This is a genomic window from Croceicoccus esteveae (assembly GCF_031846435.1).
In the GTDB taxonomy this organism is placed as follows: domain Bacteria; phylum Pseudomonadota; class Alphaproteobacteria; order Sphingomonadales; family Sphingomonadaceae; genus Croceicoccus; species Croceicoccus esteveae.
In genome coordinates this window covers 420,295-443,273 of record NZ_JAVRHS010000002.1, presented here as the reverse complement: position 1 = coordinate 443,273, position 22,979 = coordinate 420,295, and the positions used below count along the sequence as shown (strand labels likewise).

17 protein-coding genes are annotated in these 22,979 nt (G+C 60.8%); 12 read left to right on the top strand and 5 right to left on the bottom strand.

Annotated features, from left to right (window positions below; all coding sequences use genetic code 11):
• The first annotated feature begins 13 nt into the window (after positions 1-13).
• The 4 genes from RM533_RS04990 to proS all read left to right on the top strand — a co-directional run bounded on the left by RM533_RS04990 (position 14) and on the right by proS (position 4,398).
• The gene (locus RM533_RS04990; protein ID WP_311340088.1) at positions 14-409 is read left to right on the top strand and encodes an iron-sulfur cluster assembly scaffold protein; all 396 of its coding nucleotides are present in this window, start codon (positions 14-16) and stop codon (positions 407-409) included.
• Between the two features lie 543 nt (positions 410-952).
• Positions 953-2,044 (top strand): alanine racemase, encoded by a 1,092-nt coding sequence (alr, locus tag RM533_RS04985; RefSeq protein WP_311340087.1) that lies wholly within the window; start codon positions 953-955, stop codon positions 2,042-2,044.
• An 85-nt stretch (positions 2,045-2,129) separates the two neighbouring features.
• The gene (phaR, locus tag RM533_RS04980) at positions 2,130-2,735 is read left to right on the top strand and encodes a polyhydroxyalkanoate synthesis repressor PhaR (protein ID WP_311340086.1); all 606 of its coding nucleotides are present in this window, start codon (positions 2,130-2,132) and stop codon (positions 2,733-2,735) included.
• A 133-nt stretch (positions 2,736-2,868) separates the two neighbouring features.
• On the top strand, positions 2,869-4,398 hold the full coding sequence (proS, locus tag RM533_RS04975) for a proline--tRNA ligase (RefSeq protein ID WP_311340178.1): 1,530 nt from the start codon (positions 2,869-2,871) through the stop codon (positions 4,396-4,398).
• Between the two features lie 18 nt (positions 4,399-4,416).
• On the opposite strand, the gene hglS is transcribed toward proS, so the two are convergent.
• On the bottom strand, positions 4,417-5,658 hold the full coding sequence (gene hglS / locus RM533_RS04970; protein WP_311340085.1) for a 2-oxoadipate dioxygenase/decarboxylase HglS: 1,242 nt from the start codon (positions 5,656-5,658) through the stop codon (positions 4,417-4,419).
• A 121-nt stretch (positions 5,659-5,779) separates the two neighbouring features.
• Here hglS and rnr point away from each other — a divergent pair, with 121 nt between their 5' ends.
• Positions 5,780-8,074 (top strand): ribonuclease R, encoded by a 2,295-nt coding sequence (gene rnr, locus RM533_RS04965; RefSeq protein WP_432265026.1) that lies wholly within the window; start codon positions 5,780-5,782, stop codon positions 8,072-8,074.
• A gap of 67 nt (positions 8,075-8,141) precedes the next feature.
• Here rnr and RM533_RS04960 read toward each other — a convergent pair whose 3' ends face one another.
• Positions 8,142-8,594 carry a universal stress protein gene (locus RM533_RS04960; protein WP_311340083.1) on the bottom strand — a complete coding sequence of 151 codons (453 nt, stop codon included), beginning with the start codon at positions 8,592-8,594 and terminating at the stop codon, positions 8,142-8,144.
• Positions 8,595-8,739: 145 nt separating this feature from the next.
• On the opposite strand from RM533_RS04960, the gene RM533_RS04955 reads away from it, so the two are divergent.
• The 4 genes from RM533_RS04955 to RM533_RS04940 all read left to right on the top strand — a co-directional run bounded on the left by RM533_RS04955 (position 8,740) and on the right by RM533_RS04940 (position 12,236).
• Positions 8,740-10,122, top strand: a complete 1,383-nt coding sequence (locus RM533_RS04955) for a pyruvate dehydrogenase complex dihydrolipoamide acetyltransferase (protein ID WP_311340082.1) — start codon at positions 8,740-8,742, stop codon at positions 10,120-10,122.
• On the top strand, positions 10,122-10,496 hold the full coding sequence (locus tag RM533_RS04950) for an acyl-CoA thioesterase (RefSeq protein WP_311340081.1): 375 nt from the start codon (positions 10,122-10,124) through the stop codon (positions 10,494-10,496). Before RM533_RS04955 ends, RM533_RS04950 begins: the two co-directional genes overlap by 1 nt.
• A gap of 9 nt (positions 10,497-10,505) precedes the next feature.
• Positions 10,506-11,933: a dihydrolipoyl dehydrogenase gene (lpdA, locus tag RM533_RS04945; RefSeq protein WP_311340080.1), complete on the top strand. Its 1,428-nt coding sequence runs from the start codon at positions 10,506-10,508 to the stop codon at positions 11,931-11,933.
• Positions 11,934-12,032: 99 nt separating this feature from the next.
• Positions 12,033-12,236, top strand: coding sequence for a hypothetical protein (locus RM533_RS04940; RefSeq protein ID WP_311340079.1), 204 nt, complete (start codon positions 12,033-12,035; stop codon positions 12,234-12,236).
• Positions 12,237-12,366: 130 nt separating this feature from the next.
• On the opposite strand, the gene zapE is transcribed toward RM533_RS04940, so the two are convergent.
• Together zapE and RM533_RS04930 are read right to left on the bottom strand one after the other, a co-directional pair.
• Positions 12,367-13,485 carry a cell division protein ZapE gene (zapE, locus tag RM533_RS04935; RefSeq protein WP_311340078.1) on the bottom strand — a complete coding sequence of 373 codons (1,119 nt, stop codon included), beginning with the start codon at positions 13,483-13,485 and terminating at the stop codon, positions 12,367-12,369.
• 159 nt (positions 13,486-13,644) lie between these two features.
• The gene (locus RM533_RS04930) at positions 13,645-14,430 is read right to left on the bottom strand and encodes a succinate dehydrogenase iron-sulfur subunit (RefSeq protein WP_311340077.1); all 786 of its coding nucleotides are present in this window, start codon (positions 14,428-14,430) and stop codon (positions 13,645-13,647) included.
• Positions 14,431-14,655: 225 nt separating this feature from the next.
• Between RM533_RS04930 and RM533_RS04925 the strand changes: the two genes are divergently transcribed.
• Positions 14,656-15,402 (top strand): SDR family NAD(P)-dependent oxidoreductase, encoded by a 747-nt coding sequence (locus tag RM533_RS04925; protein WP_311340076.1) that lies wholly within the window; start codon positions 14,656-14,658, stop codon positions 15,400-15,402.
• 181 nt (positions 15,403-15,583) lie between these two features.
• Here RM533_RS04925 and RM533_RS04920 read toward each other — a convergent pair whose 3' ends face one another.
• Complete coding sequence (locus tag RM533_RS04920; RefSeq protein WP_432265034.1) at positions 15,584-18,376, bottom strand: Rne/Rng family ribonuclease; 2,793 nt, start codon at positions 18,374-18,376, stop codon at positions 15,584-15,586.
• Positions 18,377-19,065: 689 nt separating this feature from the next.
• On the opposite strand from RM533_RS04920, the gene RM533_RS04915 reads away from it, so the two are divergent.
• Both RM533_RS04915 and prfB read left to right on the top strand, forming a co-directional pair.
• Complete coding sequence (locus RM533_RS04915; RefSeq protein ID WP_311340075.1) at positions 19,066-21,591, top strand: penicillin-binding protein 1A; 2,526 nt, start codon at positions 19,066-19,068, stop codon at positions 21,589-21,591.
• A gap of 260 nt (positions 21,592-21,851) precedes the next feature.
• A complete protein-coding gene (gene prfB, locus RM533_RS04910; RefSeq protein WP_311340074.1) occupies positions 21,852-22,979 on the top strand; it encodes a peptide chain release factor 2 in 1,128 nt (375 codons plus the stop codon).

The window sequence follows — 22,979 nt, the reverse complement described above, 5'->3', positions numbered from 1 at the left end:
TGCCGGTTTCAGCATGACTGACCAGGAGAAGGGCGGCGCCGGTGCAGCAGCCAGCTTCCCTTTGCGCGGAGAGGCGCGATCTTCAAGCTGCGGCAGCAGGTTGGAACTTGGCATGGGCACTGGCGTCGATGATCGGGTCGAGCGGCTGGGGCTTCGTGTGCAAGCCTGCGCGATCGGGCAGGCGAGCGCTGCTGTCTTTGCCGAAGCAGCGCGCGGCCGGACCCTGGAAGAGATCTGCCTTGCGGCGCAGGAGATGCAGGCATGGGTGACAGGTGGCGGTCCGCACCCCGACTGGCCGGGTCTTGACCTCATTGCCGCCGCACGTGAATATCCGGCCCGCCATGGCGCCATGCTGCTTGCCTGGAAAGCGGCCGAGCACGCGATGGCTGAGCACGGCCGGCGCTGCTGATGATCGGCACAGCCGTCCCGGGCGGGGTAAGCCGAACTTCAGACGCTGTGCGCTTCCGTCCCTTGCGCTTTATCCAGAGTTCCGGAGCATGAGCGCACCGGCCAGACCAGCAGCGCTCGGAGATGCGCGGCAGGCACTTGATGTGATCGCCGGCGACGCGTGTGACGACGATCCGCTTGCCCCTGACCGGCCGACGCGGGGTAGCCGGTGGCGGGCAGTCTCTTGCAATCACAAGCCCGCCTTGCACGGGTGGCGGCCAGTCAAGATGCGTGTGTCCTGCGGCGCAGGCGTGTTGCCGGCAAAGAAAAATGCCCGGGGTAATGGTGCAGCCCGCCTTTTGCATGGCCGGAGATTGCTGCAAACCTCTGCCTGCTTCCCCAAGCCACAGCAGATTGTGCGTTGCAACGATGTCGACACTGGTTCTGTCATACGGCAGACCGGCAATGCGTCCGTTGATCTTCGGCACGGCCGGGTGGCGATCGCCAGAACAAGGCCGATCGGTATCTGGGTCATGCCCGAGGACCTGGCGGGAACCTTTGCACGATGAGAGGCCAAGGCGCAGAGCCTGAGGTTGTCGACAGCGACGTCAGCACAGGAGGCGCGGTTTTACCCCCACAGGCGGCGCGCCTCTCCTTCGATGCGGCTGCTCTGGCGGACAATTGGCGAGCGCTAGACCGGATGTCAGGCAAGGCGCAGGCAGGGGCAGCGGTCAAGGCAAACGCTTATGGCACCGGTGTCGACCGCGTCGTTCCGACTCTTGCGAAGGCTGGATGCAGGCAGTTCTATGTCGCGCACTGGCGCGAGGGACCCGCTGTCATGGCTCATGTGCCCGCGTCCATGATATCGGTCCTGCATGGCCCGGCTAATGACGCCGAAACAGCCTTTGCACTGGCGACGGGACTGCGCCCGGTGCTCAACAGCGGCCAGCAGGTCGAACGATGGCGGGCGGCAGGTGGCGGCGTCTGCGATCTGATGGTAGACACCGGCATGAACCGCCTCGGGCTTGCCGATCGGGATTGGGGCGATGCGCTGAACACCCTGGAGATCGATACCTTGCTTTCGCACCTTGCATGCGCCGATGAGGACAATGCAATGAACATGCGTCAGCAGGCGTTGTTCAGCCAAGCGATCACGGCAATCCGGCATCGCCGCGCCAGCCTTGCCAACAGCGCGGGGATCGCGCTTGGCTCTTGCTATCATCATGATCTCACCCGGCCTGGTCTTGCGCTCTATGGCGGGGTGCCGCGTAGCGAGCTTGACGGCGTCATTCGTGATGTCGTCGCGCCTCAGGCCATGATCCTGCAAACGCGGCAAGTGCCAGCCGGTGCCACGATCGGCTACAATGCGACCTTTACCGCGCCTGCGGACATGCGGATCGGCATTGTTTCAATTGGTTATGCCGATGGCTATCTGCGAAACTGGAGCGGTCGGGGGGTGTTTTGCCACGAAGGCGCTGTACTGCCGGTAATCGGCAGGGTGTCGATGGATATGGTCGCTCTCGACCTTGCGCAGGCAATGCAGCTTGGCGAGGGCGATTGGGTCACGGCAAGCTATCGCTTGCCGGATGCAGCGAGGTGCAGCGGGCTGTCTCAATATGAATTGCTGACCTTGCTCGGGCAGCGGCTGCATTGCTGAGCAAAGCTTGCTTCGCAATTGCAGCGCATGCTACAACAGGTGCAGCATAAGCAAGATTTCCTACAAAGGTGCGATCAGGACTGCCATGGCAAGAAACGAAGCGGCCGATGGCATTATCGTCATCAAGAAATACGCCAACCGGCGGCTCTATGACACCGATAGTTCCAGCTACATAACACTTGACCACCTTGCGAAGATGACCCGCGATGGCATCGATTTTCAGGTAGTGGATGCAAAGTCGGGCACCGACATCACGCATCAGATCCTGACACAGATCATCATGGATGAAGAAGCGTCGGGCGGTTCGCAGATGCTGCCGGTCAGTTTCCTGCGCGACCTCATCTCGATGTATGGCAATTCCATGCAGTCCATGGTTCCTCATTACCTTGAAATGTCGATGCAGCATTTTCGTGAAAACCAGATGAAAATGCGCAAGGCGCTCGAAGGCAGTCTGGGGGCCAGCCCCATTGCCAAACTGGCGCAGCAGAACCTCGCCATGTTCAAGGCCGCCACCGCCGCTTTCATGCCCGGCAGCGCGCCTCAGGACGAAACGGGCGATGATGAAGGCAGCGGTGGGACACCGTCTGCGGTTCCTGTCAGCGGCTCAACGGATGCTGTGCAGGATGATCTTGATCTGCTGCGCAAGCAGATGGCGGAAATGCAGAGCCGCCTCGACCGCTTGGGCAAGTGAACGCCATGCTTGGCAAACGGCTGCAGGCGCAATAAGGCGAGCCGCAATGCAGGAGGGCAGGGCTGCCGCTCCATGCCCCAATCTGCAAGGAAAAGCGCCTGTGGCTGCGAAGGACAATGCCAAGTTTCCGACCATCCGCCACGCGCTGGACATCCGGCGCGAGGATGATTTTGCCGCCTGGTATCAGGCTGTCATTTCGCAGGCCGATCTTGCCGAGGATTCCGGTGTGCGCGGCTGCATGGTCATCAAGCCATGGGGTTGGGGGATCTGGGAACGGATCCAGCGCCTGCTTGATGAACGCATCAAGGCGACGGGGCATGAAAACTGCTATTTTCCGCTGTTCATTCCAGTTTCCTACTTCGCCAAAGAGGCAGAGCATGTCGAAGGCTTTGCAAAGGAAATGGCGGTTGTCACCCATCACCGGCTGAAACTCCAGGATGGCGAGCTGGTCGTCGATCCCGATGCGCGGCTGGAAGAGCCGCTGGTCGTGCGGCCGACCTCCGAAACCGTGATCGGTCAGGCGATGAGCCGCTGGGTGCAAAGCTGGCGCGATCTGCCTTTGCTCATCAATCAGTGGGCCAATGTGGTGCGGTGGGAAATGCGCACGCGCATGTTCCTGCGGACCAGCGAATTTCTCTGGCAGGAGGGGCATACCGCCCATGCCGACAAGGCCGATGCCATGGCCGAAACGCTCAAGATGCTCGAAGTGTATCGCGAATTTTCCGAAACCGTGCTGGCGATGCCGGTGATTGCGGGGGAGAAGCCAGAGAACGAGCGGTTTCCAGGCGCTGACGCCACCTACAGCATCGAGGCCATGATGCAGGATGGCAAGGCATTGCAGGCCGGCACGTCACATTACCTCGGGACGACTTTTGCTCAGGCAGCGGATATTCGGTATCAGGACGATCAGGGGCAGCAGCAATTGTGCCACACCACCAGCTGGGGGGTTTCGACCCGGCTGATCGGCGGGGTGATCATGACGCATGGCGACGATGACGGGCTATGCGTCCCGCCTGCCATCGCGCCGCATCAGATCATCATCCTGCCGCTGTTGCGCGGCAAGGAAGAGGATGCACAGATCCTGGCATTCTGCGACAAGGTGCGCATGGCGCTTGTGGCGCAGGACGCGTTGCGGGAGCCGATCCGCGTGCTGCTGGATACCAAGGGTGGCAAGCCGGCGGTCAAGCGCTGGTCGTGGGTCCGGCGAGGCGCTCCGCTCATCATCGAGGTTGGCACGCGCGACATGGAGGCGGGGCAGCTTTCCATCCTGCGACGCGACCGGCTCTGGCGCGACGATGGCAAGCCCGATTTCTTCACGCAGGACTGCGACGCTTTTGCGGCAGCAGCCGGAGACATGCTGGCAGAAATGCAGCAGGGTCTTTACGATTTTGCGCGGATGCGCCGCGATGGCGCCATCAGGCGGGACGTTGCCAGCATGGCGGACCTTGCGGCGCATTTTGCCGACGCCGAGGAAAAGCCGGGTTGGGTGGCGCTGCCCTGGGCCCGTCCAACCGGCGGCGCTCTTGATGCCATCGTCGAACAGATGAAGGGATTGAAGATCACCATTCGCAACACGCCGCTTGACGAACCTGCTCCTGAGGGCAGGTGCTTCTTTACAGCGGAGCCTGCGGTAGAGACGATATACGTCGGTCGCGCCTACTGAAGATCACAATCGTGCCGGTCAGCCAGGTGCGGCGGTCCTGGCTGCATCGGCTGCGTAAAGCACGAATGGATCGTGGATCTGTGTACCAAGCGCTGATTCGAGTTCCGTCTGTGCGGGGTGTCCAGCGCCGGCCTTGCTTCTGTCGGTGTCTAGGTTCGAGCGGAAGATCCCGGCCGCGCTGACCGGCAGAAAATCTTCATAGGTTATCGGTCGGGGCCCAGTACCTGACTCGCCTGTGTCACTGACATGATCTTCGTTGTAGAAGAACGCCAGGTCTTCGCGTTGCATTTCGCTCCAGTCGTCGGGAAATTCGTCAAATGCGCTGGCGAGCGCGATGGGGTCATCACCGGCCTCTTGTGCAGCGGCAAGACAAGTGTCGTACAGCTCGCGGCCCTTGCGTGTCAAAGCTGCGCCACGCTGCTCGATCTCCCCGAACCGGGCCGTGTGCGCCCCTGTCTCTCCGCCAAAGGAAACAGGCTCCGACAAGGCCTTGAAACTTGTTTGCCGCAGCAAGATCGGGCAGCGCCGCCGGGGCGGCCCTTCTATGGATTCCTTCGCAACCATCCCCCGCCGCTGCATTTCGCGCTGCGCCGCATCGATGTCGACGGTGCGCGGTGTCAGATGGTTGATGTGCGGCCCGGCAAAACTGACGATGTCGGCGACAAGGCGATGTGCCGCGACAAGTTCGCGATAGGTCGCAAGATCAACCCGCGCAGTGCCGTGCCAGCGGAACACACCGACAGCTTCGTCAAGGAATGCCGCTGCATCTCCGTCCGGCAGCCCACCATCGGCCTCTGCCTGCGCAATCAGGTCCATGAGCCTGTCCGAACAGATGCGCCGGCTTGCCAGGATCTCTGCAGCGATATCACGCACCGCGCGTTCCTCCACCTGCTCCAGCCGCAGGAGCGAACAGAACATGCGGAACGGATTGGCCGTCATCGCCGCAGCGGTGATCGGGCGAAAGGCAGTGGAGTGGATGGGCATACCGGCTACAGACAGATCATAATAGCCCACCGGATGCATGCCCATGACCGCGAACAGCCGGCGCAGCGCTGATAGCTCCGCTGCGGTACCCACGCGGATCGCTCCGTGTCGTTCAGCACCCAGTCGCCCTTCGTCGACGGCATCGCCGTGCGTCGCGTTCACAGATGCAACGATGTCGAGTAGCTGTCCGTAAAGCGGCACTTCTGTCCGATACATCGCCGACATCGCGGCGGAGAATCGGGCGCGGATCTGATCGGGGGAGACGTGGGAAGGCATAGCATGGTCCTGCTGCGGCTGGTGCAAGTCTGATAATCTGGCCCCGATGCTATGCAAGCGGTGTGCTCCTCCATGCAACCCTGCACGCAAGTTGCTTGCGCGCGGCAGCGGTGCAGCCCACATGGTGTGCATGAAGGCCACGCCCCCACATCCTGCATTGCCCAGCCAGAAGCAGGTGCTCGACTTTATCGGCAATTCGCCAACACCTGCCGGCAAGCGGGAGATTGCCCGTCATTTCGGATTGAAGGGGCAGGACAAGATCGCGCTGAAAGCAATGCTGCGCGACATGGCTGAGGAAGGGCTGATCGATGGCGGCAATTCCGCGTTCCAGCGCATGGGCGGCGTGCCGAAAGTCACTGTCCTCAAAGTCACGCATATAGAGGAAGGCGAGGCGATTGCCGTTCCCGAAAGCTGGTCGCCTGACAGCGGCGAGCCAGCGCCGCGCCTGCGCGTGGTTGACCGCAAAACCAAGGGCAAGCGGCCGTTTCCTGCTCTCAGGAAAGGTGACCGGGTGCTCGCCCGGACCGAGGAGACGGGCACCGGCTGGCGTGCGCATGTGATGAAAAAGCTGCCCGACGCTGAAACCGCGATGATGGGCGTTGTGGAAATTGATCGCACGGGCAAGGCATGGCTCGCCCCTGTGGAAAAGTCTGTGCGCAACTCTGTGGCAATCGCGGATGTCGGCGGCGCTCGGGATGGCCAGCTGGTACTTGCCGAACCTGTAGCGAAGTCGGCGCGGGCAGGCATGAAGGTCGTGGAAGTGCTGGGCAACCCGCTCGCCCCCAAGGCGTTCAGCCTCATCGCCATCCACAAATATGATATTCCATTCGTTTTTCCGCCGGAAGTGCAGGACGCAGCGCAGCACGCAGCAGCGTTGCCACTGTTGGCTGATCAGCGCGAAGACCTTCGCCACCTGCCTATCGTTGCCATTGATCCTGCCGATGCCCGCGATCATGATGATGCGATCTGGGCTGCTCCCGATGACGATCCCGCCAATGCAGGCGGCTGGCGCGCCATTGTCGCGATTGCCGATGTGTCCTACTATGTCCGGCCAGGCAGCGCCATCGACAACGAGGCGCGCAAGCGTGGCAATTCGGTTTATTTCCCCGATCGGGTCGTGCCGATGCTGCCCGAGGTGCTGTCGGCTGACGTGTGTTCCTTGCGCGAGGGGGAGCCGCGTGCTGCCATGGCGTGCCACCTGCGGATCGATGCACAGGGTCGCATTCGCGACCATCGGTTTACGCGCGCCATCGTGCAGATTGCCGAGGTGATTGCCTATGAAGATGCGCAGGCGCGGATCGACGATGGCACGGCCTTGGAACCGCTGACGAACCTGTGGGCGTGCTGGGAACGGCTCAATTCCGCACGGACCGGGCGCGACCCGCTCGATCTTGATCTGCCCGAACGGCGGGTGATGCTGGATGAGCAGGGGCGGATCAGCGAAATCGCCGTACGCGAACGGCTGGATGCGCATCGCGTGGTCGAGGATTTCATGATTGCGGCCAATGTGGCAGCGGCAAAGGCGCTGGAAAGCAAAGTCGCGCCGGTCATGTACCGGATTCACGAAACACCTAGTCGCGAAAAGCTGATGGCTTTGAAGGAGTATCTCGCCACGCTGGAGCGCAACTTCACGCTTGGCCAGGTGATCACGCCGGGCATCTTCAACCGACTGATCAAGGATACAGCCGACGATACCGAGCGCATGCTCATCATGGAACAGGTGTTGCGCACGCAGACACAGGCTTATTACGGTCCTGCCAATGCCGGGCATTTCGGGCTGGCCCTGGGCAGCTACGCGCATTTTACCTCTCCCATCCGCCGTTATGCCGATCTGCTGGTGCATCGCGCGCTTGTGGATGCGTTTGCGCTTGAACAGGCTCGACCGCTGGACACATCCATTCCCGCGCGATCCGGCCTCTCTGACAAGGACCGGGCAGCACTCGATGGCATTGCCGACGCCATCAGCAAGACCGAACGCCGCGCCATGGAGGCAGAGCGGGACACCATCGACCGTTATGTAGCGGCCTGGCTGTCCGGCCGGGTTGGCGAAATATTCGACACCCGCGTGACAGGGGTGCAGAAATTCGGCCTGTTCGCCACCATCATCGGGTTTGGCGGGGATGGTTTGCTGCCGATCTCCACCTTGGGGGATGAGTATTTCACCTATGATGAAAAGGCCCAGCTTCTGAAAGGCAGCGACACCGGTACGCAATTTGCCGTGGGCGACCGGCTGAAGTTACGGCTGGCAGAGGCAAACCCGCTTTCGGGTGCCTTGAAGTTCGAACTGCCCGCGTCCGAAGGAAGCGTCGAGCCTCGCGGCAGGAAGATCGTCCACAAGGGCAAGGCGCGGTCGGGAACCACGCAGGGTCCGCGTGGCCGGCCTGCAAATATCCGCCACAGCAACCGCAAGCGATGACAGCCGCCGGCCAGCCGGAGTTCTGATCGTTCAGCATGCGCCAATATGGCTGCCGTAACCTGCCACATCAGGCAATGGCGTCAATCTCGTCATCCGACAGGCGCCCTGGCACAATGATCAGCGGGCAGGGCAGGTCGCCGGCAGTTTCGGCAAAATGGGTCACCAGCGTACCGGGGGGTCCTTCGGGAGCCGCGCCCAGCACCAGGGCGGCGATGCCAGGCTGTTCGGCAAGATAGGTTTTGACCACCTGGGTGCCGATGCCGATGCGGACCGAAATGACAGGCATTCGTCCGCTTTGCGTCAGAAGATTGCCGGCCGCGGCCATCACCAGCACCTCGGCGCGGCTTTTTGCCTCCTCTTCCATCGTTGCCTGCACGCCGCCGAACGCGACGAAATCCTGTTTGGGAACCAATGCGATGACATGCACCGCGCCGCCGTTGCCCGCCGCCAGATGCGACGCAAGCCGCAAGGCCGCGCTGGCTTCCGGTGTTTCGTCCATGATAACAAGATAAATCCGCATGCCGGCTGTCCCCTGATGCCCTGGCCTGATCTGTGAGAAGGGGCAGCGGCGATGCAAGCGAATTCGTATCGCCACTTGACCATGGGCGGCATGCGTCGCAACAGGGTCTTTCCCCGGTTCACCGTAGAATTGGAACGATTTCCCAATGCCGATCGACATCAAGATGCCCGCTTTGTCGCCAACCATGGAGGAGGGCACACTTGCCCGCTGGCTGGTGAAAGCCGGCGACAGGATCGGGCCGGGCGACATCATTGCGGAAATTGAAACCGACAAGGCGACGATGGAGTTCGAAACCATCGATGAAGGCGTTGTGGCCTCCATCGCCGTTGAAGGCGGCGCGGAAAACGTCAAGGTTGGCACGATCATTGCCACTCTGGCGCAGGAAGGCGAGGACCCCGAAGCCGTGGCCGCAGCCAGTCGGAACAGTGCGCCGGACGCATCCGGAACCAAGGCTGACGAGCCGGATGCGAACCACTCGAAGAACAAGGCGGAGCCCTCCCCCGGCCGCGATGCTGCGCAAATAGAGCTGCAGGACCGCCAGGAAAAAGTCGCCGGCGAGCAGAACCGCACACGTGAGCAGACGCCGCCCTCATCCGCTCAGGAACAGCCATCCCGCACTGGCTCATCGGGAGAGCGTATCGTCGCATCGCCGCTTGCCAGGCGGATTGCAGCGGACAGAGGCATCGATCTTGCCGCAGTCGCCGGCACCGGTCCGCACGGCCGGATCGTGAAGGCTGATATCGAAAATGCCCGCACTGCCAGCGCAGCGCGACCACAGGATCAGGCTGCGGCAGCCGGTCAGGCAGAACGTGAATCTCCTTCCGCGCAGGATTTCGGTATCCCGCACGAGGCGCGCAAGCTCAGCATGATGCGCAAGACGATCGCGCGGCGCCTTACCGAATCGAAGCAGCAGGTCCCGCACATCTACCTCACCGTCGATGCCCGGCTGGATGCAATGCTGAAGCTGCGCAGGGAGATGAACGATGCGCTGGCGGCACAGGGCATCAAGCTTTCGATAAACGATCTGATGATCAAGGCGCTTGCCCGATCACTGGAGATCGTGCCGAAGTGCAACGTCCAATACACCGGCGATCAGCTGCTGATGTTCAGCCGGGTGGACGTGTCGGTCGCCGTGTCGATCCCGGATGGTCTCATCACGCCGATCATCAAGGATGCGGCGGCAAAATCGATTTCGAAGATATCGGCAGAAATAACCGATCTTGCGGCTCGTGCCCGTGACGGCAAGCTGCAGCCGGAGGAATATCAGGGTGGCACGGCATCGCTCACCAACATGGGCATGTACGGCATCAAGCAGTTTTCCGCCGTCATCAATCCGCCACAGGCGATGATCATGGCAATAGGCGCAGGACAGAAGCGCCCGTTTGTCGTGGACGATACCTTGCAGATCGCATCGGTGATGAGCGTAACGGGCAGCTTCGACCATCGCGCGATCGACGGTGCCGATGGCGCTGAACTGATGGCCGCATTCAAGCAACTGATCGAGAATCCGCTGGCATTGCTGACCTGATGAGCGGGCCTGTGGGGCAGCCGGTAATTCGCATGACTGCCATGCCCGCCGACACCAACGCGTATGGTGACATATTCGGCGGGTGGCTGATGGCGCTGATGGACAGCGGGGCGGGCCTTGCCGCGTCGCTGCTTTGCCGCGGTCGCGCTGTGACCATCGCAATGGACGGCATGCAGTTTCATCAGCCGGTGGCAGTCGGCGACGAAGTTTCCGTCTATGCCGAAGTGACCGCCACCGGCAGTTCCTCGATCAAGATCGCAGTAGAGGCATGGCGGCGCCACCGGCATGAGGAAACGCGTGTCAAGGTGACAGAAGCGCAGTTTACCTTCGTTGCGATTGACGACAATGGACGACCGCGTCCGGTGCACGGGTAGGAGTGAAAGATGGCAGATAGCTATGACGTGGTCGTGTTGGGATCGGGTCCGGGCGGATATGTCGCCGCAATCCGTGCTTCGCAGCTCGGCCTCAAGACCGCCATCGTGGAGCGGGAATTGCTGGGCGGAGTATGCCTGAACTGGGGCTGCATTCCGACCAAGGCGTTGCTGCGGTCGGCAGTAATCTTCCACTACATGCAGAACGCCAAGGATTACGGGCTTGCAGCCACTGGCATCGAAGCCGATCTGGCTGCGGTGGTCAAAAGGTCGCGCGGGGTTGCGTCACAGCTCAACAAGGGAGTGACGCATCTGATGAAGAAGAACGGCATTGCTGTTCACTTCGGCAGTGGCAGCCTGGCGGGTCGCAGTGGCGGCATGGGCAAGCTGTCCGTGACCGACCAGGACGGCAAGCAGCACGAGATTGCCGCCAAACACATCATCGTTGCGACTGGCGCGCGCGCGCGCGAACTGCCATTTGCCCCGGCAGATGGGGAGCGGATCTGGACCTATCGGCATGCGATGACGCCGCGTGAAATTCCTTCGCAGCTTCTGGTTATCGGATCGGGTGCAATCGGAATTGAATTTGCCAGCTTCTTCAACGACATGGGTTCCAAGGTCACTATCGTCGAAATGCTGGACCGGATCGTCCCGGTAGAGGATGAAGAAATTTCTGCATTTCTTCAGAAGTCACTCACCAGGCAGGGTATCAGCATCCAGACCGGCGCCAGCGTCGAAAGCATCGACAAGCGCGAGAAAGGCGTGGTGGCACGGATCAAGGGCAACGACGGCAAGACGGTCGAAACGCGGTTCAGCCATGTCATTTCTGCTGTAGGGATCGTACCCAATACAGAAGATATCGGGCTTGCCGAAGCCGGCGTGAAGATGGAGCGCGGCTTTATCCAGATCGATCCGATGGGCCGTACCGGTGTCGACGGCCTTTGGGCTATCGGTGACTGCACGCCGGGCCCGTGGCTGGCGCACAAGGCAAGCCATGAGGGCGTTACCGCAGCAGAAGCCATTGCGCGCGATCTCGGAAACACGGATGTTCATCCGCATCCTCTTGATCGCAATATGATCCCCGGCTGCACCTACTGCCACCCGCAGATCGCGAGCGTCGGTTTGACCGAAGCCAAGGCTAGGAGCGCGGGCCATACCGTGCGGGTGGGTAATTTCCCGTTCATGGGAAATGGCAAGGCGATTGCGCTGGGAGAAGCCGAGGGGTTCATCAAGACGGTGTTCGACGCCACCACAGGCGAGTTGCTGGGGGCGCACATGATCGGTGCCGAAGTAACCGAACTGATCCAGGGCTATGTCGTGGGCAAGACGCTGGAAACCACCGAGGCAGAGCTCATGCAAAGCATCTTTCCGCATCCGACTCTTTCCGAGATGATGCACGAAAGCGTGCTGTCTGCATACGACAAGGCGCTGCACATCTAGGAGGCGCATGTGTGCGGACTCAGGAACGCGCGGAAGGCCGACATATCTGCGGGAACATGACCTTGCCCACAGCCGTTTGGCGGATGAAAGGAAACTGTCATGACCAAGCACACAGAGCCTCGGAATGATTCGTCAGCCAAGGCGACAAAGAGCACCGACCCTGACGAACTTCCGCACACGGACGACCCGCAGAAAAACAGCCAGCTGTACAACACCGCCAAGTTCAATTCACAGGTGAGCCCGAGTGAATATCCCGCCGCCGACCGCAAGGCGGCGCAAGTTGTCGACGGACCCAAAACTTAGCTTAGGGCAGGATGCGGTGCCAGGTGGATCACTCAAGACGCAAGCTCGAGCAGCGTTGGGAGTGCGTCAGCCGCGTGTAGTTACCACCTGCTGCTGACTGCACATGACAATGCAGATTAGATGCGATCAGTCATTGGGCACCATGCCCCAAAGCCAGATATTCGGCCGATTGCATTTCATTAAGCCGGCTGACGGTGCGCTCGAATTCGAAGCTGCCGTCGCCGGCTTTATACAATTGCTCAGGAGCGGTTTGCGCTGCGACAATCAGCTTGACGCCGTTTTCATAGAGCGCATCAATAAGTGTGACAAACCGGGCCGCTTCATTGCGGCTATCTGGTCCGAGCTGCGGAATACCGACAATGATCACGGTGTGGTAGTTGCGCGCAATCGCGAGGTAATCCGCAGCGCCACGTGGTTGTTCGCATAATCTCTTGAACGAGAACGCCGCTACGCCTTTGAGGCTTTTGGGCACCCAGATAGTCCTGCCGTTGCTCACTGCCAGATCGGTTCCGCTGACATTGTCGGCATCCTCGGGTGGATAGTCGGTAAGCCGGAAAAACGCATCACGCGCTTTGTCGGTCGCCTCTTCTCCCAACGGATAGTGCCACATGTCCATTCCGCCCAGCCGTTGCAGGCGGTAGTCCACCGGACCGTTGAGCGCGATTACCTCCAGCCGTTGCCGGATGAGTTCGACAAAGGGCAGGAAATGCTCCCGGTTCAGCCCATCCTTGTACAGGTCGCCTGGTGGCCGGTTGGATGTCGTCACGATGGTGACGCCTTGATCCATAAGCGCGGTAAACAGGCGGCTCATGATCATCGCATCGGCCGAATTGTTCACGACCATCTCGTCAAAGGCAAGGCAGCGTAACGCGCTCGCCAGCGCAGCGGCGACCGGCTGGATGGGGTCGCCAAGCTCCCTGAGCCGTTCCTGCCGCAGCCGTTCATGTACCTCGAGCATGAACTCGTGGAAATGGACCCGCCGCTTCGCCTCTATTGCCAGTGTTTCATGAAAAAGGTCCATCAGCATGGACTTGCCGCGTCCGACGCCGCCCCACATGTAAATCCCGCCAGGAGGCGCCGATACCGACGTTCTGAACAGACGATTCAGCACACCCCTTTTTTGCGGAGCAGCCTGTTCGAGTTCATTCTGCAGTCGGCTCAGCGCGACGACGCACTGACGCTGCTCGGCATCAGGCTTCAACTCGCCTGTCGCGACCAGCACCTCATAACGTTCGATCAGCCCGGTCATAATAGCACCGTCATCGCAGCACCGTCATCATCATGTCATTACGCGACCAATTAGGCGCCCGGCCCGCCGGCAGCGCAATGCGTTACAGGTGATGGACGCCAACTGCACCGGGTAAGTGCCGGCCGGCTGGCGGATATTGGTGGCTGCAATCAAGAACGCTCAGACCAACCGTTCAGCTTCCATCTTCTTGATTTCCGCAATCGCCTTTGCTGGATTGAGCCCCTTGGGGCAGACGTTCGCGCAATTCATGATGGTATGGCATCGGTAAAGCCGAAATGGATCCTCGAGTTCGTCCAACCGCTCGCCGGTCATCTCGTCCCGGCTGTCCGCCAGCCACCTGTAAGCCTGCAGCAGGATCGCTGGACCGAGGAACCGATCGGAATTCCACCAATAGCTCGGGCACGCGGTGGAGCAGCACGCGCACAAGATGCACTCGTAAAGACCGTCAAGCTGGGCCCGCTGTTCCGGCGACTGCAGGCGCTCCTTGCCGGCAGGAGCGGGCGTAACTGTCTGCAGCCATGGCCGGATGGAGGCATATTGCGCGTAAAAATGGGTAAAATCAGGCACCAGATCCTTCACCACTGCCATGTGCGGCAGCGGCGTAATCCGAACCTCTCCTGCACCGCAATCCTCGATGGAGGTGGTGCAGGCAAGGGCATTGCGACCATTGATGTTCATTGAGCATGATCCGCAGATACCCTCACGACAGGACCGGCGGAACGTCAGGCTCGCGTCCTGCTCGTTCTTCATCTTGATCAGCGCGTCGAGCACCATCGGGCCGCAACTGTCCAGATCAATCGAGAAATGATCGTAACGCGGGTTTTCGCCGCTATCGGGATCGTAGCGGTAGACTTTGAACTGTTTCAGATTGCCCGTTGTTTCGGCAGCATGGGTTCTGCTTTCCCCGGTTATCCTGCTGTTCTTGGGAAGCGTGAAAGTTGCCATGGTTCATGTCCATAATCTGGTCGAAAGCGTTGATCCATCAATAGCAGCACAGCCCGCAAGTCAAGCGTTGGCACGAATGTTGCTCCTGCGCCAGCAGCCGGTCAGCGGTTTGAACCGTGATGTGTGACTATGTAGTTAGGATCACAAAACGATTGTGCAATGCCGAACGATGACCCACCCTGAAGCTTGCACAGAAACCTGACAGGAGCGGAAAGCCTTATCGCCATGGCTTACAAACGGTTCACGAATTGCGTCGTCCTCGGCGCTTCAGGTGGCGTCGGCGCGGCGATCTGCGCCAGGCTTGCCGGAGACACTGGCCCCAAGGTGATCCACGCAGGCGGGCGCACCGCCCCGGCTCTCGCCGATGTCGCGAGCATTGCAGCAATACGCCCGTTTTTCTTTGATTATGCGGATGAAACGAGCCTGGAAAAAGCTGCCGCTCAAATTGCGCAGGCTGGCCCTGTGGACCTGTGCGTGGTGGCAACCGGCGTTTTGCAAAGCCTGCCGCAGATCCGTCCCGAACGCAGCTGGCGCTCCATCGATGCTGACGCCATGGCAGAGGTCTTCATGGTCAACACCATCGGGCCTGCACTGGCAGCGAAGCACTTCGTGCCCATCATGCGCAAGGATGCAGCTTCAGTGTTTCTCGCCATCTCGGCCCGCGTGGGATCTGTCGGCGACAATCGGTTGGGCGGGTGGCACAGCTACCGTGCGTCAAAGGCTGCGCTCAACATGATCGTGCGCAATGTTGCCATCGAACTGGAGCGGGTCAACCCTGGCGCTGTTGCGGTGGCTTATCATCCGGGAACGGTAAGGACGGGACTGTCGGAACCGTTTACCGGTTCGACCGCCGAACAGAAGCTTTTCACCCCGGACAATGCTGCTGCAAAGCTGCTTGATGTGGCAAGTGCCTTGCAAGCCGAAGACAGCGGCAGCTTCGTTGCTTTCGATGGCAGCAAAATAGCCTGGTGACACGTTCGGAACCGCCCGGCGGGCCCGCCCATTACAGGCGGACCCTGTCCGGATTGCTGCGGCCGAACTGACGGCAGCCAGCCGGCACTCCCTGGCGTACGTCTTTGCTATCAGGCGCCGAAGGTGCGTTGCCACCAGCCACGACGTGGCGCCTGGGCCGCATCATCCTTCTGCTCCGTCGCTACGCTGGCAGATCCCTCCTCGTGGGTTCGGCAGTTGCAAGTTGGGGCGAGGCATCAGGTGCCGACGCTGCTGTGCCTGCATCCGCGGCAGAAGGCTGCGCTTCAGGAACCCGTTCTGCATTCGCGGTCTGGTCTGCAGCTTCCTGAACGCCTTCGCCTTTTTTCCGGCGAGGGCGGCGAGCGCGCGGTTTTTCCGGCGCAGCGCCTGTCTCGCTTTCCTGCTCCCCTTCCTTGACAGCGGCGGCAGGCTTGCGACGGGTGCGACGACGTGGCTTGGGCGCTGCATCATCATCCTGGCCGGATTGTGCCGGTTCTGTGCTCGCTTCTTCAGCAACGGAATCCTGCTTCTCACCGGCGGCATCGTCCATGCCGGCTGGCTCAACGTTTACCTGCTCCGGCTCGTCACCGGCGGGCTTGCGGCGAGACCGGCGGCGCTTCTTGGGTGCAGTTTCTGCACCAGTGTCGGCACCCTGTCCATCCTGCGGAAGGTTTTGCTCAGCCGTCGTGGTTGGCTCATCCTGTGCGTTGTCATGCACGGCAGGACTGGTGTCGTCATTAGAACGGGCATCGTCCGCCTTGTCTGCGTCATCGGGATCAGCTTCGGGCGCACCGTCCTGGCCTGGAGCTTTTCCATCTGCGGCACTGCGCTGATCGTCGCCATTGCGCGATCGATTGCGCCGACCACCGCGCCTGCGCCGACGCCGTTTCGGCTGATCGACATCACCATCATCATCACCGCCACCATCATCATCATTGGCGGAGGCTTCTTCGCGCACGTTATCCGTGTACTCATCCTCATCATCAGCGATGTGCTCGACAGGATCTTCGTCGAGCAGTTCGGTCACGATTGCGGGCGCCGGTCGTGCTACGGGTTCTGGACGCGGGCCTGATGATGCAACGCGCATCTTGGCGCCTTCGTTCTCGCCTTCGGGATTGACCTCGACCACGACGCCGTAGCGTTGCTCGATCTCGACCAGGTCCGCCCGCTTTGCATTCAGCAGGTAAACCGCCGCTTCCATGCTTGCATGAAGGCTGATCATGCTGCCCTTGCCCTTGGCGGCTTCATCCTCGATCAGCCGGAGGGCAGACAGGCCTGCACTCGATGCTGTGCGCACAAGCCCGATGCCGTCGCAATGCGGGCAATCGCGCGTGCTTGCTTCCAAAACCCCGGTGCGCAGGCGCTGCCGGCTCATTTCGAGCAGCCCAAAGCTTGAAATGCGCCCGACCTGGATACGCGCCCGGTCAGCCTTCAGACTGTCCTTGAGGCATTTCTCGACTTTGCGAATGGAAGAATTGTTCTCCATGTCAATAAAGTCGATCACCACCAGCCCGGCCATGTCGCGCAGGCGCAATTGCCGGGCAATTTCCTTGGCCGCCTCCAGATTGGTGGCGAGCGCGGTCTGCTCGATGCCGTGTTCCTTGGTGGAACGGCCCGAGTTGATATCGATCGACACCAGCGCTTCTGTCGGGTTGATGACAAGGTAACCACCCGACTTGAGCTGCACGACAGGCTCGTACATCGCGGTCAGCTGGTCTTCGGCGCCGTACCGTTGGAACAGGGGAACGGGGTCTGCATATTGCTTCACACGGCGGACATGGCTTGGCATCAGAAGCTTCATGAACTCCCTTGCCGCGGTGTACCCTTGCGTGCCTTCGACGACGACTTCCTCGATGTCGCGATTGTAGATGTCGCGGATGGCGCGTTTCACCAGATCGCTGTCGGAATGAATCAGGGCAGGGGCGCTGGACTCCATCGTCCGTTCGCGGATCTCGTCCCAGAGGCGCGCAAGATAGTCGAAGTCGCGCTTGATTTCGGTCTTGGTGCGCGACAGCCCGGCCGTACGCACGATGCAACCCATGCTGCGTGGCAGGTCCATCTCGGCCACGATCTGCTTGAGCCGGCTGCGATCCGCAGCGGAGCTGATCTTGCGGCTGATACCGCCACCATGGTTGGAATTGGGCATGAGCACGCAATAGCGGCCGGCGAGGCTGAGATAGGTTGTGAGTGCTGCACCCTTGTTGCCGCGCTCTTCCTTGACCACCTGAACAAGCAACACTTGTCGGCGCTGGATCACGTCCTGTATCTTGTAGCGGCGGCGTAGAGCAAGGCGCTTGGCGCGGGCTTCGTCAGCCGCGCGTGGCTTCGCGCGACCCGATCCACGCCCCTGGCTCCTGCTGCGATTGCGCCCCTGTCGCCGGCCGCGGCCTCGGCCGCTGCGATCCGAGCCGTCGTCTTCGCCATCCTGTGTATCGTCCGAAACCGATCCGTCTTCGATCGTGGAAACATCGTCCTTTTCGGACGTGTCTATTTCGGTCAGCCCTTCATCGTCGGCGATCTCGTTGGCAAAGGCGTCGGACCCATCGTCCTGGCAGTCATCATCATCGCTGTCTTCGGCATCGGCATCATCACCGCTGTCGCCGTCTTCATCATTGTCGTCGAGGTCGTCTTCATCATCGCTGTCGTTGTCGTCCTCGGCTGCTCGCAGGCGCGCTTCCTCTTCTGCATGCTCGCGCTCTTCGGCCAGCAGGGCATCGCGGTCCTGCTTGGGGATTTGATAATAATCGGGATGAATTTCGCTGAAGGCCAGGAAACCGTGACGGTTGCCGCCGAAATCCACGAAAGCTGCCTGCAACGAGGGTTCAACCCGCGTTACCTTTGCCAGATAGATGTTGCCCTTGATCTGCTTGTGGTCACTCGATTCGAAATCGAATTCTTCAATCCTGTTGCCATTCAGCACTGCCACCCTGGTTTCTTCCTGGTGGCGCGCGTCGATCAGCATGCGCGATGTCATCATTGTATCTCCGTGCGCACAGATCATCAGCCAGCCTCCTGAGGGGCCGGGCAGATGCCGCGCGTCTGTTCTGGGGTGCGCTGAAGGGAATGCGCGCTGCGCATCTGTCCGCATCAGCGCGATGCGTAAGAAAGCCGGACCAGCGTGGGGACCACGCTTCCGACGGCGAAAATTGACGGGACACCAGCGACGGCAGGGCCACCCCGATCCCGATATCCAACCCTGAGTCGTCAGCAGGCAAGGTCATGGCAGGCTTCCCATTCGTGCGACACGCAAACTGCCTGCAGGGCAGCATGAGCGCAGCAATCGAACTAACCTGAAACATACCAATCATCACCTTACCGGCCTGGCCTTTGTTTTCGCGCGCACGACACATAAGGTGCACGCCGTCGACAAGGACATGGCTAACCGGCCTGCTGAACGACAGTTCCGCGCATGACACGCGCAAACCCGGCGTCCAATCGAGCAGGAGCACGCGGGTCATGCGGGCAGTGGCCGGCAAAAATAAATGCCTGCCGGATCTGCCACCGGTTGACCCGCGCTAGCACCCGGCGAAGCATCCGGCAATAAAAAGCATCAACACTCCGGCCTGCGCAGTGCTGTGTTTGCAGCGCTGCATCACCTTGCCTGTCAAACCGGTGCAAATCGGCTTTCCAGCGCACCTGCGCCCGTGCTATTCGCCTTGCCCGATGCAAGCTATTAATGAACCTACGGCTCCTCCCGCTTCGCCCGAAAACCGGTCTTCCGCTTCCTTGGCGAGGCTGCGCAATATCTGGGAAGCAAACCGGCTGCTGCGTTGGCTGACGATTGGCCTGGCTGCGGCGGTCGCGCTGTTCATCGCAGGATATGTCGCTTTGGGCGCCGGATTGCCATCTGCCAACCGCCTGCTGACCTATCAGCCGCCTCTGCCCACGATGGTACGCGGTGCCGATGGGGAGATCATCAACAGTTACGCCCGAGAACGGCGAGTGCAGCTGCGTTTTGTCGACCTGCCCGAACCGCTGATTAACGCGTTTCTGTCGGCGGAGGACAAGACCTTCTGGACTCATGGCGGAGTGGATTACACCGGGCTTGCCGGGGCGGTGGTCGATTACGTCAGCAAGATGGGTTCGGGCCAGAGGGCAAAGGGCGGCTCGACCATTACGCAGCAGGTCGCGAAAAATATTCTTGTTGGCGATGAATATTCCGTCACGCGCAAACTGAAAGAGATGATCCTTGCGCGCAGAATTGAAGGTGTCCTGCCCAAGCAGCAGATCCTCGAATTGTATCTGAACGAAATCCCTCTTGGTCGGCAGAGCTTCGGCGTACAAGCCGCCAGTCGGGCTTATTTCGACAAGGATGTTGCGAAGCTTGACCTGCATGAAGCGGCCTTCCTTGCCATTCTGCCCAAGGCGCCGGAACGGTACAGTCGCCAGAAACATGCCGATCTGGCGATCGCCCGCCGCAATTACGTCTTGCAGCAGATGGGCAGCAATGGCTGGGCTACGCAGGCGCAGGTGGATGCAGCGATCGCGCAGCCACTGGGGCTGCAACCGCGCAGAATCACTGAATATGATCGTGCATCGGGTTATTTTGTCGAGGAAGTGCGCCGGCGTCTCATCGATCGCTATGGCGAAAACGCAGAAGACGGATCCAATTCGGTGTATGCTGGCGGTCTGTGGGTGCGGACATCGATGGACACCCAGTTGCAAAGATCCGCGCGCGATGCCCTGCGGGCAGGACTGCTCCGATATCATGGAAGTCGCGGCTGGAACGGCCCCATTGCTACCGTTGACATGGACGAGGATTGGCAGACACAGCTGATCGTGTCCAACCTCGCTGTGGATTACCGCGACTGGCGCGTGGGTGTGGTGACGCAAAGTAGCGGCGGCGCAGCCCGGATCGGCTTCACCGATGGCGAAACCCACACCTTGTCCGCCATTCCCGATGCACTTGCCGCAGGCGATGTAATCGTGGCTTCGCCAGAAGGAAGTGGATGGCGCGTGCGCACGGTGCCCGAAGTGTCGGGCGGACTCGTGGTGGAGGATGTACACACCGGTCGCATCATGGCGATGCAGGGCGGATTCGATTCGCAGCTGGGCAGCTTCAACCGCGCCACACAGGCGGCCCGGCAACCGGGGTCCACGATCAAGCCTTTTGTCTATGCGACCGGGCTGGACAGCGGAATGACACCGGCGACCAAGGTGGTGGATGGACCGTTCTGCGTTTGGCAGGGGGCTCGTCTGGGTAACAAATGCTTTCAGAATTTCGGCAATCAGCGTGGTGCCGGTCCGCAGACCATGCGTTGGGGGCTGGAGCAATCCCGCAACCTCATGACTATCCATATTGCCAACGACAGCGGCATGGACAAGGTGGTGAACACCTTCAAGCAGGTCGGCATCGGTGATTACGACCCATATCTTTCCTTTGCTCTTGGCGCTGGTGAAACGACTGTCACGCAGATGGTGAACGCTTATGCTACACTTGCAAATCTCGGTCGGCAGTATGAACCCACCGTTATCGATTTCGTGCAGGATCGCGATGGCAAGGTGATCTGGCGGGCAGACGAACGGCCCTGCATCGGATGCAATATGCCAGAATTTGATGGCAAGCCGATGCCAAGGCTCAAGCCTGCCGGGCGGCTGGTAATGGATCCTGCCACAGCGTATCAGACAGTGCACATGCTTGAAGGGGTGGTTCAGCGCGGAACGGCAACGGTCCTGCGCGATCTCGATCTGCCGCTGTTCGGGAAAACTGGCACCACCAACGGCCCCACCAACGTGTGGTTTGTAGGCGGTTCGGCCGATCTGGTCGCGGGTGTGTACATGGGCTTTGACCAGCCGCGCAACATGGGTGGTTATGCTCAGGGCGGTACGCTTGCCGCACCAATCGTCAAGCAGTTGATTGCCGAAACCAAGGAGCGCTGGCCAGTGATGCCGGTGCGCGCCCCTCAGGGCGTGCGCATGGTCCGCATCGACAGACGGTCGGGCAAGCGGGTTTTCGATGGCTGGCCGACCGGCGAGGCCAAGCCTGCCATCATCTGGGAAGCTTTCAAGGCAGACACTGAGCCGCGCCGCTCCACCAACCGTCAAACCTTGGAGGAGCGGCGGATGGCAGCGGTTTCCTCGCTGCGCGCGTTGATGCGGGATCGGCCCGACCAGCAGCAAGGCACCACAAGATCGCAGGCGCGCCGCGTTGATGACAGCTTCCTCGAAGAGCAGGGCGGCATCTACTGAACCGCTCACCTTGGCGATCCGCTCCAGTGCGGCTCATCGACAGCCCGTAAGGACTGTGCCCTGCTGTGCGTGCGTAGCTTGCTTCAGGCGCATACCGCTTCTAGAGCGGGGCAATTGATGGCGTATGCAGCATAGTGTAACTGCTGCGGTACATACGCCTGCTGCCTTGTAATCGGATCGGTTGACCGGGATCGGCGCGGCAGGACCGGTTGGCATGACGAGGGCAAGGCAGAAGCAGCCCTCTTTCAGGAGAAGTTTGCATGCGTGCCGAAGGGCAAGCACATGTCGATCGCATTGTAGCGGCACTGGAGCTCATCCGCCGGTCCCTTGATTGGGACCGAGCGGTGCGACGTCTCGACGAGTTGAACGCACGGGTCGAAGATCCGTCCTTGTGGGATGATCCCAAGGGAGCGGAGGAAGTCATGCGCGAGCGTGGCCGGCTTGAAAGCGCCACTGGCGCCGTGCGCGACATTTCTGCCGAAATGGCCGACGCCGTCGAGTTTGTAGAGCTGGGTGAGGCAGAAGGCGATGACAGCGTGGTCGCTGAAGGGCTCCGTTCGCTGTCCATGCTGGCTGAACGAGCGGATACGGACAAGGTGCAGGCACTGCTATCGGGCGAAGCGGACAGTTACGACACCTATCTTGAGGTGCATGCCGGCGCAGGTGGCACCGAAAGCCAGGATTGGGCTGAAATGCTGCAGCGCATGTATGCGCGCTGGGCCGAACGGCGCGGCTTCAAGGTGGAGATCGTGGACTATCACGCAGGCGAACAGGCCGGCATCAAATCGGCGACATTGTTGATCAAGGGTGACAATGCTTATGGCTATGCCAAGACAGAAAGCGGTGTTCACCGGCTGGTCCGGATCAGTCCGTATGACAGTTCGGCGCGGCGGCACACCAGCTTTTCGAGCATCTGGGTTTATCCGGTCATCGACGACGATATCGACGTCGACATCAACCCGGCCGACTTGAAGATCGACACCTATCGCGCATCGGGTGCGGGCGGTCAGCATGTCAACACGACAGATTCGGCGGTGCGGATCACGCATGTGCCGACCGGCATAGTGGTAGCCAGCCAGAACGACCGTTCGCAGCACAAGAACCGGGCCACGGCCATGAACATGCTCAAGGCCCGGCTGTACGAAGCTGAACTGGCGAAACGTGAAGCAGAGGCAAGCGGCGAGTACCAGGCCAAGACGGACATTGGCTGGGGTCACCAGATCCGCTCTTACGTCCTGCAACCCTATCAGCAGGTGAAGGATCTGCGTACCGGGCATGTTTCGACCAATCCGGCAGAAGTGCTTGATGGTGCACTGGACCCGTTCATTTCAGCTGCCCTGGCGCAGCAGGTTACGGGCGAAAAGGTCGAAGTGCAGGACGACGAGTGA